At 64.9% G+C, this 18603-nt stretch carries 13 protein-coding genes and 1 pseudogene; 7 read left to right on the forward strand and 7 right to left on the reverse strand.

The genetic code is table 11. The features are described from left to right. Positions 1-18 precede the first annotated feature (18 nt). From D7Y04_RS14165 to D7Y04_RS14185, 5 genes are all read right to left on the reverse strand, one after another. A complete protein-coding gene (locus tag D7Y04_RS14165; protein WP_121759666.1) occupies positions 19-1659 on the reverse strand; it encodes a cyclic peptide export ABC transporter in 1641 nt (546 codons plus the stop codon). Between the two features lie 72 nt (positions 1660-1731). Next, positions 1732-2745, reverse strand: a complete 1014-nt coding sequence (sbnB, locus tag D7Y04_RS14170) for a 2,3-diaminopropionate biosynthesis protein SbnB (RefSeq protein WP_121759667.1) — start codon at positions 2743-2745, stop codon at positions 1732-1734. A 43-nt stretch (positions 2746-2788) separates the two neighbouring features. Beyond that, complete coding sequence (gene sbnA / locus D7Y04_RS14175; RefSeq protein ID WP_199749663.1) at positions 2789-3748, reverse strand: 2,3-diaminopropionate biosynthesis protein SbnA; 960 nt, start codon at positions 3746-3748, stop codon at positions 2789-2791. A 415-nt stretch (positions 3749-4163) separates the two neighbouring features. After that, on the reverse strand, positions 4164-5549 hold the full coding sequence (locus D7Y04_RS14180; protein WP_121759669.1) for a serine hydrolase: 1386 nt from the start codon (positions 5547-5549) through the stop codon (positions 4164-4166). Further along, the gene (locus tag D7Y04_RS14185) at positions 5546-6652 is read right to left on the reverse strand and encodes a serine hydrolase (protein WP_121759670.1); all 1107 of its coding nucleotides are present in this window, start codon (positions 6650-6652) and stop codon (positions 5546-5548) included. The genes D7Y04_RS14180 and D7Y04_RS14185 overlap by 4 nt, the downstream gene beginning before the upstream one ends. Before the next feature lie 745 nt (positions 6653-7397). Between D7Y04_RS14185 and D7Y04_RS44025 the strand changes: the two genes are divergently transcribed. Beyond that, the gene (locus D7Y04_RS44025) at positions 7398-9503 is read left to right on the forward strand and encodes a P-loop ATPase, Sll1717 family (protein ID WP_147477109.1); all 2106 of its coding nucleotides are present in this window, start codon (positions 7398-7400) and stop codon (positions 9501-9503) included. Positions 9504-9538: 35 nt separating this feature from the next. After that, positions 9539-10324, forward strand: a complete 786-nt coding sequence (locus D7Y04_RS14195) for a TIR domain-containing protein (protein WP_121759672.1) — start codon at positions 9539-9541, stop codon at positions 10322-10324. Positions 10325-10843: 519 nt separating this feature from the next. Here the strand turns inward: D7Y04_RS14195 and hutH are convergent. Next, complete coding sequence (gene hutH / locus D7Y04_RS14205; RefSeq protein WP_121759674.1) at positions 10844-12370, reverse strand: histidine ammonia-lyase; 1527 nt, start codon at positions 12368-12370, stop codon at positions 10844-10846. 146 nt (positions 12371-12516) lie between these two features. On the opposite strand from hutH, the gene D7Y04_RS14210 reads away from it, so the two are divergent. From D7Y04_RS14210 to D7Y04_RS14225, 5 genes and pseudogenes are all read left to right on the forward strand, one after another. Next, a complete protein-coding gene (locus tag D7Y04_RS14210) occupies positions 12517-13794 on the forward strand; it encodes an aspartate kinase (RefSeq protein WP_121759675.1) in 1278 nt (425 codons plus the stop codon). 119 nt (positions 13795-13913) lie between these two features. Next, positions 13914-14213: a helix-hairpin-helix domain-containing protein gene (locus D7Y04_RS14215; protein WP_233601410.1), complete on the forward strand. Its 300-nt coding sequence runs from the start codon at positions 13914-13916 to the stop codon at positions 14211-14213. A gap of 9 nt (positions 14214-14222) precedes the next feature. Beyond that, positions 14223-14321: pseudogene (locus tag D7Y04_RS46755) on the forward strand (zinc-ribbon domain-containing protein); the annotation flags it as partial. Positions 14322-14327: 6 nt separating this feature from the next. Beyond that, positions 14328-16289, forward strand: a complete 1962-nt coding sequence (locus D7Y04_RS14220) for a lipopolysaccharide assembly protein LapB (protein ID WP_233601411.1) — start codon at positions 14328-14330, stop codon at positions 16287-16289. A 155-nt stretch (positions 16290-16444) separates the two neighbouring features. Further along, a complete protein-coding gene (locus D7Y04_RS14225) occupies positions 16445-17641 on the forward strand; it encodes a glycosyltransferase family 2 protein (RefSeq protein WP_120600211.1) in 1197 nt (398 codons plus the stop codon). Positions 17642-17736: 95 nt separating this feature from the next. On the opposite strand, the gene D7Y04_RS14230 is transcribed toward D7Y04_RS14225, so the two are convergent. Beyond that, positions 17737-18585 (reverse strand): CHAP domain-containing protein, encoded by an 849-nt coding sequence (locus tag D7Y04_RS14230; protein WP_121759678.1) that lies wholly within the window; start codon positions 18583-18585, stop codon positions 17737-17739. Positions 18586-18603: the final 18 nt, after the last annotated feature.

Consider the following 18603-nt stretch of genomic DNA (forward strand, 5'->3'; position numbering starts at 1 on the left):
GGGGCGCATGTGAAAGCCTCACGCCGCCGAAGCGGGCGCCGCCGCGACGGTCTTGCCCAGCTCCAGCTTGATGACCCGATGCGCGAGGTGGAAGTAGCGGTCGTCGTGCGTGATGACGAGCACGCCCTTGCCCCGCGCGGCCAGCTCCGGAAGCAGCCGGCGGTAGAAGACCTCGCGGAACTCGGGGTCCTGATCCGCCGCCCATTCATCGAACAGGTAGAACGGCTTGTCCTCCAGGAGCGCGACGACCATCGCCAGGCGCTTGCGCTGTCCGGTGGACAGGCTCGTCGTGGAGAAGCGCCCGTTGACGACCTGGAGCTTCGTGTCCAGTTCGAACAGCCGCAGGTATTCCTGCACTCGGCCCTGGAGCTGGGCGGGGTCCACTCCGCGCAGGTTCTCGAAGAGATGGAAGTCGGTGAAGATGGCGGAGAACGTGTTGCGGTACGCCTCCCGGTTCTGGTCCGTCACCGGCACACCGTTCCAGAGCAGCTGGCCGGACCGGGGCGTGTAGAGCCCGGTGAGCAGCTTGGCCATTGTCGTCTTGCCGCTGCCGTTGCCACCCACCACGAACACCAGCTCCCCGGAGCGCAGCGCCAGGTCGATGGGGCCCACGCGGAAGGCGGCTTCCTCGCCCGCGTCGCTGAACGCGTACGTCGCCGACTCGACGACCACCTCCTGCCTCCCGTCGGCGGGCAGGGCCAGCGGGGTGGAGGAGGGCTCCTCGGTGAGCGACTCGGTGAGTGAAAGCTCCAGCTGCTGGAGCTTGTCGAGCGCGATGCTCACCTGGGGCCAGCGGCCCACGTCCTCCAGCAGCCCGCGGAACGGCCCCCACATGTACATCAGCGACAGCACGTAGCCGCGCGTGGCGTCGGTGTCGTGCGCGCTGAGGGCGAAGACGCCGAAGAGCATCACGCCCAGCACCAGCCAGGTGAAGAAGTGCACGAAGCTGCCCAGCAGCGCGACGCTGATGGCCGCCTGCATGCCCTTGATCCGGGTGCGCTCCACGGCGGGCGCGTAGTCCTCCTCCATGAACGCACGGCGGCGCGACCCGTGGAGCTTGAGCTCCTTGATTCCGTCCAGCACCTGCTGCTGCTCGCGGAACAGGTCGTCCTGGGTGTCGCGCTCCTCGCGCCACAGGGGGACCATCTTGCGGGTCGCGAAGTAATAGAAGACCACCAGCAGCGTCATGGCGGGCAGGACCAGCGTCATCCCGCGGGGCGACAGCCACGCCATGTATCCCAGGCAGCCGAGCACGATGGTGGTGCAGACGATGAGCCCGGGGATCTTCGAGGCGATGTTGACGATGGCCTGCACATCCTGGGAGAGCGCCGCGAGCACGGGCCCCTTGCCAATGATCTCCAGGCGCCGGTAGGGCGCCACGAGGATGCTGCGGCCCAGCTTGAGCCGCAGCTCCGCGGTGATGGAGCGCGACACCTTCGCCAGCAGCAGCTCCGGCACGGTGTTTCCCACCAGCACGCCCACGCTCAGGGCGATGAAGCCCACGAGCATTGTTTTCAGGCTGGACTGGTCCGTGCCCAGCGCATGGCTGATCAGCGCGAGCAGGGCGCTATTGCAAAAGCCGGAGAAGATGCCCGTGACCGCGATGACGATCATCGAGGTCCGGGAGCGACGCAGCAGGAGCGACAGCAGGGAGAACATGGAGGGCCTCTGCGGCGTGTCACTGCCCCAGATGCGGCGGAAGGAGCCTTCCCCCCCGCACGCGATGGGACGTCAGCGGGTGAGCTCCCAGAAGAAGTCGTTCACGGCGACGTGTTCGTCACGCGCGACGGCGACGTCGTAGACCCACTTGCCGACCGCCAGGTCCAGCACGCCGAGTCCGAAGGGCGAGAAGATGATGGGCCGGGAGCGGTCCACCTGGCAGCGGCCCAGGATGAGCTGGGCGAGCGTGCCCGTCACGAACCCCCGTCCGCCGCTCAGCTGCTCCGCGAGGTGGGGCGACGTGTTGGCCTTCATGACGTGCTCGACGTCGTCGACGATGTTGTGCGACGCCAGGAGCAGCTCGGGGGCCAGGTCCCGCAGGGAGATGTTGAGGACGATGGGGTTGTGCGCCAGCAGGGCCGGGTCACGGATGTAGGGCGCCCCTGCGACCGTCGCCAGGACGAGCAGGTCGCTGGAGTGCACCACGGTCTCCAGCTCCTTCTCGCAGCGGATGACGCCATGGCGCGTCGGGCGGCACGACTCCCGGGCGAAGCGCTCGGCCTCCGAGGGGACCAGGTCGTGCAGGAGGACTTCATCCACCTCCCAGCCCAGCTCCATGAGGAACGTGTAGATGTAGCGGGCGATCAGGCCATTGCCCACGATGCCCAGCCTGCGCACCTGGCGCCGCCGGCCGTTGAGCCACTCCGCCGCCAGCACTGCGGAGCCCGCGGTCCGCGCCGCGGAGATGATGGAACTCTCCAGGCACGCGAAGGGGTAGCCCGTCTCGTAGTCGTTGAGCAGGAGCACCGCGGAGGCGCGAGGGAAGCCCTTCGCGACATTGTCCGGGTAGCTGGCGATCCACTTGATGCCGGACACGTTGGTGGTGCCGCCCAGGTAGGCCGGCAGCGCGATGATCCGGTCGCGAGGCCTCTCCGGGAAGCGCAGGAAGTAGCTGTCCGGGTTGACGCTCTGCTTCTCCTCGTGGGCGAGGTAGGCGTCCCGCACGCGGTCCACGCACTCCTGGGTCGCGCCCTGGATGATGGAGTGGATCGTCTTTCCGGTGATGACGTTGAAGGGGAAGGTCATGGGGTGTTCGAGGGCTCGTGGACTCGAGCAGGGGCGCGGCGGCTCAGGAGAAGCGCGCGGTCCAGGAGGGGGAGAAGATGGTGTCCAGGTAGGCCGTCCCGCGGTCGGCGCACATGAAGAGGACGGTGGGAGGCGCAGGCAGCTCGCGGAAGCGGGGCAGGTAGCGTTTGACGGCCGCGAAGCACGACCCCGAGGACCCGCCCACCAGCAGGTTGTGTTGCAGGAGCAGCTCCCGGCAGCACTGCACCGTTTCGTATTCCGGCACCAACACCACGTCATCGATGAGCGCGTGGTTGACCAGCTCAGGCCGCACGCTGGCGCCGATGCCGGGGATGAACCGCTTGCCAGCCGCCCCGCCAAAGATGACGGAGCCCTGCGCGTCCACGGCGACCACGCGGATGGAGGGGAACACCTCCTTGAGCCGGCGGGACACGCCCGCGATGGTGCCGCCCGTGCTCACTCCGACGAAGACGTAGTCGAGCCGCTGGAACGTCCGGCGGATCTCCTCACCCGTGAGCCAGTAGTGCGCCTCGACGACGTCAGGGTTGCCGTACTGGTTGGGCCAGAAGGCGCCCTGGATGGTGCCGCAGAGCTCCCGCACCTTGTTCAGGCGGGTCTTCAGGTAGCCGCCCATGTCATCGCGCTCGGTGACCTTCACCACCTGCTCGCACGTGCGCTCCAGGAAGGACTCGTAACCGGGCGTGATGTTCGGATCGATGACCGGGATGAACTTCAGCCCCAGCAGCTTCGCGTACGTGGCCAGGGCCGAAGCGAAGTTGCCGGAGGACGACTCCACGATGGTGGAGCCCTCGTGCAGCTCCCCTCGTTCGGCGGCGCGCTTGAGGACCCACAGCGCCGGCCGATCCTTGAGACTGCCCACGGGATTCTGGCCCTCCAGCTTTGCGTGGAGATCCAGTCCCTCCCACGACAGCCGCACAGTGGGTGTTTCCTTCAGGACGAGCTGCAGCGCCGCGATTCGCTCGATGAGGGGTTGTGGTAGCACGGTGAGTGCTAGCGATAGTCCCTCAATGCCAGCAAGTCAACAATCGTTGGGAATCCGTGACAGAGTAGCATTTCATGTCACAAGTCCGAGCTGGAGCTGACGAGGACGTCACTCGTCCCGCGGATCCACGACCGGCCTCATGGATGCGGACGACCCGCCGAAGGTTCACGGGCGGTCGTGTTGCCGTGGCGTGACGGGGGCTGCTGGGGGCTTCACCCAAAGTGATCCCTCCTCGAAACGACCCGCTCATCCCCATCGCAGCGAAGCACCGGGCGGCCCTGGAGAAGTACCTCTCCTTCAAGCCCGGGCAGAACTTCGCGGAGACGCGGCGTCCAGGGTCAAGGTCGAGCACCACGTCTGGGTGACCGCGGACGAGGCTTCGAAGCGATAAGCGAAACGACCGCCTTCGCGGTGTCTACTCGTCCGCCACGTCGAGTTTCGAAATCAGCCCTGCCGGATCGAAGCGAACCTTCCAGCGCTGCGTCACGTCCTTGCCGAACACGGCACGGTAGGTCCGTGACAGGTGGTCCGAGGAGTCCTCCAGGAGGACCCACCGGCTCAGCGGAGGCATTCCGCCAAGCTTCATGCTGAACCACTCGTTCATGTCCGCGAGCTCGTCCTTCGCGGTCCCGCTGAAGTGGCGGGCGTCCGCCTTGCCCTGGATCAGTGCGGGCAGGAGTTGCTTCAAGGCCTGCGTGCGCTCGGGCGTGGCGTCGGAGATGCCAGGCTCGTTCAGGAAGGGCGGGGGCGACAGGTAGAAGTTCGCCACGCCGTGGGCGAGGGTAGGGACCAGCTTCCGCTGATTCGTCAGCACCACCACGGCCAGCTTGTCGTCCGGGTAGTAGACCGTGTCTGAGAGGGCAGGTCCGCCGCTGTGGGCCACCTCGCGACGTCCCCGGTACTGACCCACGGTCCAGCCCACCGCGAAGCCGCTGGGCTTGCCGTCGTTCAGCTTGGGCTGCGTCCACATGGCGGTGCGCAGGTCCGCGTTCAAGAGCTTGTCGCCCATCAGCGCGGCAGTGAACCGGGACATGTCCGTCACGGTGGAGAACAGGCCGCCGGCGGAGAGCGTGTAATACGGATACATGAACCAGTACTGCTGCTGGTGGTCTGTCTGCCATTGATAGGTCGCCGCGCGTTCCGCGACGACGTCGCTGGTCAGGACGACGTGCGCTTCGGTGAGGGTGGCGTGGTCGAAGCCGCTGTTCGTCATGCCCAGGGGCGTGAAGATGCGGTCGCGCAGGAGCTGCTCGTAGGGAGCACCGCCGACCTTCTCCAGGACATGGGTGAGGAGGACGAAATCGTCCGAACCGTAGGCGTTCTTCTCACCCGGTGTTGACGCAAGCGGGGCCCGCTTTGCCACATCGATCGCGACCGTGACGCTGGCGTTGTCCGCGTCCACGGGGCCAGGCTTCAAGCCCGACGTGTGGCTGGCGAGGTGGAGCAGGGTGATGTCCTTCCAGGCCGGAGGACACTCGGCGATGTACTGACAGACACGGTCAGCGAGCCGGAGCTTTCCCTGGCCCACGAAGTCCATCAGCAACACGGCCGTGAACATCTTGGTGCCGGAGGCAATCTGGAACGCCGTGCGAGTGCTCGCGGGGGCTTTCCATTCCAGGTTCGCCGTGCCGTAGGCCGCGAGCTTGATGACCTTGCCGTCACGGACCACCGCGACCGCGGCGCCAGGGATGTGATTGCGAGCCATCTCCGCGTGGAGGAATGCATCTACCTTGTCCGGGGCGCTCCAGGCGACCTGGGCCCAACCCAGGAGAAGCAACAGGCCGAAGCATCGGAAGTTCACGGGGCAGTCTCCTCCGGGGCCTGCTTGAGCTCCAGGAGCGACTCCGTGAGGTCGAAGAGCTTCGCGTCATCCGGGCGCAGGTTGCTCATGAGGATGACGGTGCGGCCGTCCTCCAGGACGCGCCAGGCGACGGTGCGGTACGCGCCGCCCGTCCCATCGTTGGTCGCGACGGTGTAGGGGGCGGGCCTCTTCTTCGAAGCGAAGGTCCGCACCCGGCCACCCAGGGCATACGCGGACTCGGGATGGTCGATGGTCAGGAGCGCCTTGCGTGACTCGGTGGACAGGAGCTTTCCGGAGAGGACTCCGTGGGTGAGGCGCAGCATGTCGTCGGCGGTGCTGTAGAAGCCGCCCGCGGCGACGATGTAGGCCGGAATCAGGAAGGCCTTGCGTTCCGCCTTCGGCTTCAGGGCGCGGTAGCCCAGGGCGAGCTCCCGGATGTCCTGGGATTCACCCGCCGAGATACCGCTGTCCGTCATGCGCAGCGGTTTGAAGACGAGCCGCCTGGCGAGCTGCTCGAAGGACTCCTTGGAGACCCGCTCGAGAATAGCCTGCACGAGGAGCCAGTTCGTGAGGTTGTAGTCGAACCGGGTACCTGGGGTGAACGCGAGGTCCCCGCTCGCGAACCTCGCGACGGCATCGGGCACGGCCGACCGATCGCTCTGGATGCTGGGGTCCTTCTCGTAGGCCGCCATGAGGCTATCGGGCAGGCCGCTGCCATTGCTGAGCAGGTGGCGAAGTGTGAACTGTTTGCCGGTGTCCTCCCGGTACTCCGGGATGTAGGTGAGGATGGGCTCGTCGAGCTTCAGCTTCCCATCATCCACCAGCCGCAAGACCATGATGGACGCGAGCCACTTGCCCACGGAGCCCGTGAAGAAGCGGCTGTTCCGCTTGATGGGGCGAAGGGTTTCGGCATCCGCGAGGCCAAACGCCTCGACGTAATCCACCCGTGTCCCCTTGCCCACGAGGACGACGCCGTTGAAACGCGTGTCTGCGGCGAACTGCCGAACTTGTTCCTGGACCCTGTCTGCCGCACGTGCAGGCAGCGACACGCAGAGGCCGGCAAGCAGCCCCAGGCAGGTCAGCTTGAAGTGGCTCACGGACATGAATTGCCTCGGTGTGTGTGTGGTCGGCCTACCGTCAGTCGACTTCCGTGTACGTCGGGAGACGACGCCGATTGCTGGAGACCGGCTTTCCGTCTCAGACCATCAGGAGTCTCAAGGGACCTATCCTGAGTCCTGCACACGTTGGGGCGTGCCCTCCGCACCTATCGTAGCACCTAATAAATGCCAGGATAGATGCGACGGAGCAGCCGAGGGCGAGGAACACGAGGTGGACGTTAACCCTGCGCTTGTCGCGGACGTGAAGGCGGAGCAGTGGCTCCTTCCAGTCCAGCATGTACTCTACGACAAACAGGAACATCCAATCCGATTCTTGGATTCGACTCCTGGCAGCGCGATTCGAGCGGTGATGCGCCGCCTGGGCCGGCTCCTTCAGTTCTTCCTGTGGCCTTGGGCCTGGGAGGGCGCCCTTCTGACGCCCGGACGGATAAAGGGTCGATGGTGGCGCGAGTGAAGGCTATCATTCCGCGCAGCCCCAACACCATGCTCTTCAGTCTGGAGGTGGTACTTGCTGCTGACCATTCGGGCCGGCCTTTTGTTAGGCGCTGTTGGTCGAAGCTGCGGCGCCAAGCCTGAACCACCTTTGCAGAGCCTAGCCCTGGTGCGCTTGGCATGGGTTGAAATGGACACCACGGCGAGTCTAGGCCCCTATGTTGCCTGGGGGGCCGAAAACGATTGAAGTACGCGACGCAGAGTAGGCCTAGAGAACTCCCCACCAGTAGAAACGCCCATGAGCTCATCTGACAACGTATCGCTATCGTCAAAACAAAAGATTGGCATGGGCAATGTGCTCGGGGAGGTTCGCGGAGAGAAAGACAAGACGATGCTGTCTTCTGCTTTTGTTGAGACAGCCAGTTACGAAGCTCTCATCCATAGAAACGATTATAATTTTGTTGTTGGGCGCAGGGGCTCAGGGAAGAGTGCGCTTTTCTATAAGGTTTCAGGAGAACTCAAGAAGACCGCGCTCCATCTTGTCGAGGAAAGACCGGATGAAGAGCATGTGGCGGTATTTCAAGATGTTCTCAAGAAAATCGCCCCCGATTATCGCACGGCACGAATCATTACTCGGCTAATCTGGAAGGCCCAGTTGCTCACATCGGCGCTTCGGGGGCTTCGTGATAACTACAAGAGTAAGCGGCTCGGCGCTATCGATTTTATCGAGGGATATATCATAAGACATAAAGATGTGTTTGATCGCCGCGGAACAGCTCGGAGTTTGTATGTTCTCCAGCAATCCATTCGCAGGTGTGTGTCGCCCGCAGAACTCCCCGTTGAGATTGCTAATTACTATGAGCTGGGGAAATTGCAGGAAATAGTCTCTTCAGCCCTGTCGCAGATGGGGAAGCGAATAGTTGTTTTGTATGACGGCCTTGATGAAGGGTGGATACCGACCCCGATCGCAACAGCAATACTTGGTGGGCTGGCAAAGATTGTTGCGGATCTTGCTGATGCGAATTCTGGGGTGCATTGCATTCTTTTTATTCGCGATAATATGTTTCGAGCGCTTGCTCAGTTCGATGATGATTTCACGCGGAACATTGAGGGCAGTGCAATGCGGTTGCATTGGGATGAGGAGTCGCTGTTGGCTCTTGTCGCTGCGCGCCTTCGGGTAACACTCAATCTCTCTGGGGAGAGCGATGTTAAAGTGTGGAATCGCTTTGCGTACAGAGAGCTAAGGAATCGCGAGGGTTTCCTGCGTTGCCTTAAGTATACGCTGTATCGCCCGAGAGATATTATCGTTCTTTTGAATAAGGCCTATGCGGTCGCGTCATTGGCGGGGCGTAGTGAAATTGTTGAGAGCGACCTTGAGGCAACGGCAGCAAGTATTTCAAAGTCGCGGTTTGAGGATCTTCTTAAGGAGTATGATGAGGTGCTTCCCGGGCTTGGCCTGTTTGCGAGTATATTTCATGGGCGTCCTGCTGTTGATACTTATGAAAATGTTCTGAAGGTGCTGGACGCGGCAGTTGCGCGAAATGACAGGCTTGGCGTCGGGGTTAGGGACTTTGCGTTGCTTGGTTCGGGGCGAGAAATTTTTTCTGCGCTCTATAGCGTGGGTTTTCTCGGGGCTGCCGAGGCCGGTGGCGAGCGATTTTCGTTTTGCCATGATGGAAACAATTCAAACATAAGCTCACTGGATTCCAGGAAGAATACGATAGTCCATCCTTGCTATTGGAAGGCGCTTGAGATTGTTTCCGAACTCGCTCCTGAGGATGTTTTGATTCAGTTGGATGATGAGGAGAGTGAGACGCAGGTGGGGCCGGTTGTTGAGGCGGAATTGCAGGATCTACGTGTAAAGAGGTTGGGACAGGTCGCAGAAGAGTTTCACCGGATTCCGCTGGGAATTGGGGACGCCCACCATCTTGAGCGATGGGTGCATAGTGCGATGCAGATGCTGTTTTCTGAGTCCATTACGCATGTTGAGCTTAAACCCAATAACGACGTGTCTCAAAGTAGAGATCTGCTTGCAACCAACATGGCTGAGAGGGGCTTCTGGAAGCGAGTGCTTCAGGATTATGGAGTCCGTCAGGTAGTGGCGCTCATACGCAATGAGGCTGAATTTACAGAGGAAGATCTTCGTAACGCGGCCAAGGCAAATTATGAGAAATCTGGAAGACTTGCGCTCTTGATTACTCGCGCCACGAATGAGGGGTTGACGCTGGCTGAAAGGAAGTGGATTAAGGATGTCAAGGAGAGGGAGGGTAAGTTGATTCTGGTTGTGCCTGCATTTTTGATTGCGCGTGCGCAATCAAAGCTTCGGGCAAAAAGGAAGCGAATTGATTATGCGGATGAGTTACTGACAAAGCGACTGGATACCTATGAACGGTCGTATCTCTAATGTGTGAATAGAGGCAAGGGGCGTGCGACTTGGTGATGACTGGGGCAATTGTTCGTCGACTTACTCGTCTGGTTGATGGTGCATATGATATTTCCAGGCAAGATGCGGTTGTTGAGGCGGATGAAGAGAACTGGTGGTTTCGCGTCGAGTCGGCTTTGTGTGAGGCTTTTGGTCGGGAGAGCCTTCAGTATGAGACTGCTTCGCGGAGAAGGAGTCGGGCATCGAAGCGGCTAATGAATTCCAACTTGTTTTTACCTAATACGGCGCAAGAGCTTTCTGAACATTATCGCCGTTTGGTTTCTGAGCAGGCGGACTATTTGAAGGTCATTATCTCGGAAGTCGAAGATCGAGATGCTGATGTGGAGATCCCTGTGGAAAGGATTGGTGTCTCAATGGGGAAGAAGATTTTTGTGGGGCACGGCCGGTCATCGGAGTGGCTTGTGCTTGAGAAGTTTATCAAGGATCGACTGCGTCTTGAGGTGGTTGAGTTTAATAGTGTGCCAACTGCGGGTGTTCATACTGTTGATCGGCTCAGACAAATGCTTGAGCAGTCGAGCGTTGCCTTCTTGGTGATGACTGCTGAGGATGAGCGGGCTGACGCAACTCGGGTTGCGAGAGCGAATGTTATACATGAAGTTGGTTTGTTCCAGGGGCGACTTGGATTTGAGAAGGCGCTCGTTCTTCTGGAGGAAGGTTGTGAGGAGTTTTCTAATATCGCCGGCCTTGGGCAGATCAGGTTCCCGTGCGGTAATATTGCGGCTGTTTTTGAGCAGGTTCGCGCCACCTTGGAGCGTGAAGGACTCCTGGTCGCCGCGAGGTAGCGGTCAGTTTCATCCTTGTTTTGTTCGCAAGGATTCAGGTCGGAGTTTGTCCCGAAGATAGCTGGTGCGGCTATTGATGCCCTGCCGCCGATATGCCGAGATACTTGCTCAGGGCAAAGACGGAGGTGAGCCACTTGATCACAGAACCCAGGTGAAAGTGGCTATCCCGGTGGAACTGTTTCTTAGAGTTAGCGGCTGCGAGCCCGGACGCTTTCACGTACCCCGCCCGCCCGTCGTTGCCGGTCAAGACGGCCCCGTTGAACCGGGAGTCCGCTACGAACTGCGGTGAGTGCGCGACCGTCTTTGTCCTGGGATGCCGGCGCGTAGACAATCACAGCAAGCTCGATTGGATTGGAGGTCATTCGCACCAATCCATTATGATGATTGAACTCGGTGGCATCCCCTGCCTGTCTAACCAACCGCCCAATGAAGGGCAGGGTGACCGGATTTCTCGGAAGCCCCATTGGACTGCGAGCAGAGTTGGACAAAGATTAGTCCAACCCTGCCTCAATGCTGCGACTATGCGGTCGCCGACCGCACCGCCTCACGAATCGCCCCGGACTCCACCAGCGCCGTGACCGCCGTGATGTCGTGATGCAGCTCGCGGTCACGGTCCATGTGCGGAACCTTGCCGCGGATCAGCTCATACGCCGCCAGCACGCCCTTGCCGGGCTTCACCGGCTGACGGAAGTCCAGCGCCTGCGCCGCGACCAACAACTCAATCGCCAGACACGACCGCGTGAACTCCGACACCTGACGTCCCTTCAGCGCCGCCGTCATGCCCATGGACACATGGTCCTCACGGCCCGCTGAGGACGGAATCGAGTCCACGGACGCCGGGTGGCTCAGGATGCGCGACTCGGCCACCAGCGCCGCCGCCGTCACCTGCGCGATCATGAACCCGGAGTTCAACCCGCTGTTCTTCGCCAGGAACGCGGGCAGACCCGACAGGCTCGGGTTCACCATCTGCTCCACTCGGCGCTCGCTAATCGACGACAGCTGCGTCAGCGACATGGCCACCACGTCCATTGCCAGCGAGATGGGCTGACCGTGGAAGTTGCCTCCGGAGATGATGTTTCCCGTGTCCGCGAACACCAGCGGATTGTCCGTCCCGCTGTTCACCTCCACCTCCAGGATGCGCCGCGCGAACGACAAGCCCTCGCGCGCAGAGCCGTGCACCTGCGGAATGCACCGCAGGCTGTACGGGTCCTGCACCTTGCTGCAGTTGACGTGCGTCTCCACCAGCTCGCTGCCCTTCAGAATCCGGCGCAGGTGGTCCGCCACCGCCTTCTGTCCCGCGTGCGGGCGCACCGCGTGGATCTCCGGCAGGAACGGCTTGTGGCTGCCCAGCAGGCCCTCCACCGTCATCGCTCCCGCGATGTCCGCCACGTCCGCCAGCAGCTCCGCTCGCAGCTGCGTCAGCGTTCCCACCGCGCACATCGCCTGCGTGCCGTTGATCAGCGTCAGGCCTTCCTTCGCCTCCAGCACCACCGGCTTCAGGCCCGCCTTCTCCAGCGCCTGCTTCGACGGCATCCGCACGCCCTCGAAGAACGCCTCGCCCTCGCCAATCAGCACCAGCGCCAGGTGCGCCAGCGGGGCCAGGTCTCCGGACGCGCCCACGCTTCCCCGCTCGGGGACCACCGGCACCACGTCCTTGTTCAACAGGTCGATGGCCAGCCCCAGCGTCTCCATCCGGATGCCGCTGAAGCCCTTCGCCAACACGTTGCACCTCAGCAGCAGGAGCACGCGGGCCTCCGGCAGGGGCAGCGGATTCCCCACGCCACAGGCGTGCGACAGGATGAGGTTGCGCTGCAGGTCTCGCAGGTCCTTCCGGTCGATTCGCACCTCCGCCAGCGTGCCGAAGCCCGTGTTGATGCCGTAGGACGGCGTGTCTCCGGCCGCCACCCGGTCCACCAGCGCTCGGGAGGCCTGCACCCGCTTCGCGGCTTCGGGGGCGAGCTCCACCGTGACTTCGTGGCGGGAGACCTGGAGGATCTCCTCCAGCTTCAGGGTGTCACCATCGATGAGGAGGCGGGGGCGGGACATGAGCGGGCTACTCCGGGTATGCGGCTTGAAAGTCGTTGGGCCACGAACGCTAGCGGATTCGCGGCAGGCAGGTTGAGGGCCCTTTACACCCAGGCCCCGGCGCCCATATAGCCTGCGCCCGTCCGTGCAGGGAGGTCGCAAACCCCGTGGCCCTCATCGTCCAGAAGTACGGCGGTACCTCGGTGGGTGACACCGAGCGCATGAAGAACGTCGCGCGCCGCTGCATCGCCGCCCAGAAAGCGGGCCATGACGTCGTGGTGGTCGTCTCCGCCATGTCCGGTGAGACCAACCGCCTGCTCAAACTGGTGGCGCAGATCACCGACCGGCCCGACGAGCGCGAACAGGACGTCGTCGTCGCCACCGGCGAACAGGTGTCCATCGGGCTCGTCGCCATGGCCATCCATGCGCAGGGCGGGGAGGCCGTGAGCTTCCTCGGCCACCAGGTGCGCATCGTCACCGACAGCACCTTCTCCAAGGCGCGCATCAAGAGCATCGACGCAGAGCCCATCCGCGCCGCGCTGAAGCAGGGGAAGATCGTCGTCGTCGCCGGCTTCCAGGGCGTGGACGAGACGGGCAGCGTCACCACGCTCGGCCGCGGTGGCTCCGACACGACGGGCGTCGCGCTGGCCGCGGCGCTCAAGGCCGACGCGTGTGAAATCTATACGGACGTCGACGGCGTCTACACCACCGACCCCAACGTGTGCCCAGCCGCGAAGAAGCTGGACCGCATCACCTACGAGGAGATGCTGGAGCTGGCCAGCCTGGGCGCCAAGGTGTTGCAGATCCGCTCGGTCGAATTCGCCATGAAGTACAAGGTGCCCCTGTGGGTGAAGTCTTCCTTCACCGAGGATCCGGGCACGCTCGTCTGTGAGGAGGACGCATCCATGGAGGACGTGCTGGTTCGAGGGGTCGCGTACGACCGGAACGAGGCGAAGATCACCGTGGTGGGCGTGCCGGATCAGCCGGGCGCCGCGGCGAAGCTCTTCGGGGCGCTCGACGCGAAGCACATCGTGGTGGATCTCATCGTACAGAACCTGTCCCGCGACGGGCGCACCGACGTCACCTTCACCGTCGCCAAGTCGGACTTCGCCAAGGCCCACGAGGTCGTGAAGCAGGCCGCGCAGGACGTGGGCGCCACTGGCGTCGAGGTGGATGACACCATCGCCAAGGTGTCCATCGTCGGCGTGGGCATGCGCAACCACTCGGGCGTGGCGGCGCGGATGTTCCAGACGCTCTCTCAGGAGGGCATCAACATCCAGCTCATCTCCACGTCGGAGATCAAGACCTCCTGCGTGATCCACACGAAGTACACGGAGCTGGCGGTGCGCGCGCTGCACACGGCCTTCGGGCTGGACGCGCCGCCCCCCGTGACGGCCACGCCCACCGTGTCGGAAGTGGACGCGCTCCAGGGGCAGAAGGCCTGAAGCGGTTCGGGCGCACGTCCGCGCTCGCGGCGCTGTCCCTGGGGCTGCTCGCCCTGGGCTTCACCGCTCGGGCGCGGTGGCCGGATTCGCGGCCCTCGCTCGACTGCCCGCCGGAGGCCGTGCGGCTGGACCCGGCGGGGCTGGCCACGTGTGGCCCGGGGGCTGTGCCCAAGGGGGCACAGGCGCTCGCGCTGGGGCTCAAGCTGGACCTCAACGCCGCCTCCGAGTCGGAGTTGGCCCTGTTGCCCGGTGTGGGGCGTGACCTGGCCAAACGGCTGGTGTCCGCCCGCGAGGAGCAGGGCCGGTTCTCGAACTGGGAGGACGTGGACGCGGTGCCCGGTGTGGGCGCTGCCAAGTTGGAGACCCTCCGGGCAGCCACCGTGCTGGACGCGGCGGCGGCCGATGGAGGCGTGTGGTAAGCACGGCCGGTGCAGATCGCCTGCCCGCAATGCTCGATGCAGTACGTGCTGGATGCCCGACTCCTGCCGCCAAGCGGCGCGTCGGTGCAGTGCACGCGGTGTGGCCACGTGTTCATGGCTTCGCCCACCGGCGTCATGGCTCCCGCGCCGAAGATTCCTCCGGCGGGTGGGGGAGACCGGACGGGCGCGCAGTCGTCCACGCAGATCTTCGGCGGTGAAGGCGCTTCCAACCTGAAGTCCACGAACCTGTTCGCGGGTTCGACCACGGCCTCCGGATCCTTCGTTCCGCAGCCGACTCCGGCTTCGGGCGCGCTGACTTCGTCCGGCGTGATTCCTCCGCCTCCGTCCATCGCTCCGGTCGCGGCGTCCAGCACACTGCCTCCGGCGGCGATGGGCACGACGCGGGCCTTCGGGGCGGTGGGGCCCGGAGCGGGGGCTCCTCCTCCTGCGGCGGCGCCGATGGGGCAGGGGGCGGCGCCCGAGGCAACGACGCGCGCGTTCGGCGCTGTCTCCGCGTCGTCCTCGGGTTCATTCCGCCTCGCGGAGCCGGGTTCTTCAACGCGTGGACCCGAGGGCGTGGGCGCGACGCGTGCGTTCGGCGCGGTACCGGGTCCTGCTGCTCCTGGTGCTGCCGAGGCGGGCAGTGGAGCAACGCGTGCGTTCGGTGCGGTGCCGGGCCCCGCGGGTTCACCGGTGGCCGAGGCTATCGGATCGACCCGTGCATTCGGTGCGGTGCCAGGCCCCTCGGGTTCATCGGTGGCCGAGTCGATCGGATCCACCCGTGCGTTTGGCGCGGTGCCGGGCCCTTCGGATTCCGTTTCGGTGTCGGCCCCTCCGGTGTCCACCGCTCCCCGTTCCTTCGAGAGCATCTCGCCTTCGGGCGACCCCGCGGATCCACCATGGTCGGCGGCTGGCGGCTCACGCTCCAAGCTCGTTCCGGAAGGCCACGGCGACGCGCCCTGGGCGACCTCTTCACCGACCGCGACCGTCTCCCTGCCCGGCGACGACGCGCCCTTCGCTCGCACCGAGCCCTCGAAGCCCGCGGTTTCACCGTCCGGCGCGTCGGTGCTCGGGGGCGGGCTGGACCGGCCCCTTCCTTCCCGGAAGCCCTCCGGCAACCTTCCCCCGGAGCTGCTCGGAGCGTCTTCCCGCGCAGACGCCATCGTCATCGAGGACGGCAGCCGGCGTTCCTCCGGGATGAGCTGGGTGCTCCTCGGGCTCACGGTGCTCGCGGGCATCGTCCTGGCCGGGTACCTGGCGTATCCCGTCTTCCGTGACCGCAACTCGGCCATGCCCGTGGAGGCCGTGACGAAGAAGGAAGAGGCCGTGCGGGCCCTGCGCCTCGATGACGCTCCCGCGCGCGAACAGGCCATCCAGAACCTCAAGGTCCTGGCCACCGCGCACCCCAAATACGCCGAGGTCCAGGCCGAGCTGGCCGTGGCCTACATCCTCCAACTGGGTGACCTGCACGCCGAGTTCGACCGCCTGAACCTCCAGGCGTCCGCGATCAAGCGGGAGATCGATGCGGTCACCACCGCGAAGTCGTCGCCGAACTGGATGGGCCAGGCCAACGCGCTCCATGACGACCTGCGCGCGACCGAGCGCGACATGCAGCCGCTGCGCACCGACATCGCCGAGCGGCGCAAGGCGCTCGACGCGCTGATGGAGACCCTCCGGGCCGCTCCGGACGTGGAGCCCGCCGCCACCGTCGCCGCGCGCCTCAAGGCCCAGGCCCTCTACGCCGCGGTGACCGGAGCCCCCAACGCCCTGGGCCTCGCGGAACGCCTGCGTCAGGTGGAGCTCCCGCCGTCCTGGAGCATCCTCGCCCGCGCCGAATACGCCCTCAGCTCCGGCACACCCGCCACCATCGAGGCCGTCGCCAGGGAGCTGGAAGCCCTGCGCGCGCAGGACCGGTACCTCTTCCGCGCCTTCGTCCTGGGCGCCCGGCTGGCCATCCGCCAGGGCGACCCGGATACGGCCCGGAACCTGCTGGACGAAGTGGTGGCGCTCAACCCCAAGCACGACCTGGCCAGGCGCATGCTCGCTCAAACCGCGGCCTCCGAGCCCTCGCCCTGAAACGTTGACCGGATCACCTCCGCCTCACCCTGGAGAAACTCCAGTCCGTCCCGGGGGCTCGGTGGCTCCCTCGCCCTGAAGTCCCTCTGGACGCCCAGGCATGCACCTTGCTTCGTCCCTGGGTGTCGAGGACTCGGGGTTCGGAGGGTGGGTCGATGGCGGAGGTCTTCTTCTGGTGCGCGGCGCTTGCGCTCGTGCACACTTATTTTCTCTATCCCTTGAGCCTGTTCGCCCTGGAGGGCGCGGCCCAGGTCTTCCAGAACCTGCGCAGGATGCGCTCGGGTGAGGCGGCCAGCGTGGGCGTCAAGGCCGGGCCGTTGCCCTCGGTGAGTCTGGTGGTGGCCGCCTACAACGAGGCGGACTGCATCGAGTCCAAGCTGCGGAACAGCCTGGCGCTGGACTACCCGGCGGACCGCTTCGAGGTCGTCATCGGTTCGGACGGCTCCACGGATGGCACGGACGGCCTCGTGCAGAAGTGCGCGGATCCGCGCGTGCGCCTGTCGCCCGCGGCTCGCGCCGGCAAGACGACGGTGCTCAACCGCTGCATCCCGTCCGCGCACGGCGACATCGTGCTGCTGTCGGACGCGAACACGATGATCGACGCGGACGCGGTGCGGAAGATCGTCCGCCACTTCGAGGATCCGGAGGTCGGCGCCGTCTGCGGCAAGCTGCGCCTCTACAACCCCACGAAGCAGGACTACGAGGAGAGCGCGTACTGGAGCTACGAGTCCCTCATCAAGATGTACGAGGGCCGGCGCGGCGCGGTGGTGGGGGCCAACGGCGGTCTCTACGCCATCCGGCGCTCGCTCTTCACCCAGCTGCCGCCGTCCACCATCGTGGATGACTTCGTGATTCCGCTGCGCATCCTGGAGAGCGGCTTCAAGGTCGTCTACGAGGAGGGCGCCGTCGCTCACGAGGAGACGACGGAGGACTACGGCAAGGAGTTCGGCCGGCGCGCGCGCATCGCGGCGGGCAACTTCCAGAGCCTGGGCCTCGTGCCCGGGCTGCTGCTGCCCACGGCGGGCTTCGCTGCGTTTGCCTTCTGGTCGCACAAGCTCCTGCGCTGGTGCGCTCCGGCGCTGATGGCGCTGGCGCTCGTCGCCAACCTGTTCCTGCTCGACAGCGTGTTCTACCGCTTCACGCTGGGCGCGCAGCTGGGCTTCTACGCCCTGGCGTATCTGGGCCGCTCCGGTGTCTTCAAGAGCGGCGCCGCGAAGAAGGCCACGTCCATCGCGTACTACTTCGTGACGATGAACGCGGCCATCGCCGTGGGCTTCTGGCGCTTCCTGCGCAACTCGCAGCGCGCCGCGTGGGACCGCACGGCTCGCGTGCCGACCTCCACGTCGACCTGACCTTCAACCGAATTGGCAGTCCAGGCCCGCCGGTTCCCCGCGGCGCTCCGGCTGGTTCCGGAAGCGCACGGATGGAATCGGCGGGCTTTCCTTTTTCAGCGGGCCGCCACGGCCATGGGCTTCGCCGGGCCGGAGGGCAGCACGCTTCCGAACGCGGCGAAGAGCTGGCCGGTGAGCACGTGCGGCTGACCGGGGCCGGGGCTTCGCAGCATGTCGTTGAGCACCTCGCCCGTCTTCGGATCGCGGGCCATGTGGGGGCGCGCCAGGTTCATCTGGTAGCGGACCACGCCGCGCTTCACCCGGTGGATGACGGTGACCGTGCCGTCCGCGTCCACGCCGTCCACCAGGCCCACGTGGGTGAGGCCGTCGTTGCGCCGGCCGTCGCGGTTCTGATCGTACGTCTCGCGGAAGAACACCAGGTCACCCGGCACGGGGCGCCCGCTCGTGTACACGCGGCCGTTCGCCTGGGCGTAGCGGTACATCGCGGTGACGCCGTTGTCCCCGGGCTTGAGGGTGCCCCGGAACTTCACGCCCGCCTGGGAGTAGGTGGCGTCGATGAGCGCCGTGCAGTCCGCCGGGTAGCGCTTGCCGTTCACCTGCACGGAGGACTGACCCACCAGCGCGCGCGCCGTGGCCAGCACGCGCTCGCGGGGATTGGCCGTGGGGGCCGGGTTGGCCGTCTGCTTCGCGGGCGTGACGCGCGCCTTCGCCGGGGCCTTCTTGGTCGGGGCCTTCGCTACCGCCGGGGCTTTGCTCGAGGCGGAGGACTTCGCGGGGGCGCTCTCACGGACCGCCACCTCCTCGGACAGCGCGGCGCGCGGGAAGGCCGGCGGGGAGGCGGAGCGGTAGCGCACGGCATCCGACGCCACCCAGGCCCCCGTGGGGGAGCCCGTCGCACAGCCCGTCGTCATCGCCAGCATCGCCATCCATGCGCCCAGCTTCATGGCCACCTCGTCCTGTAG

Origin of the sequence: Corallococcus sp. AB038B, from assembly GCF_003668955.1 — a bacterium.
Taxonomy (GTDB): domain Bacteria; phylum Myxococcota; class Myxococcia; order Myxococcales; family Myxococcaceae; genus Corallococcus; species Corallococcus exiguus.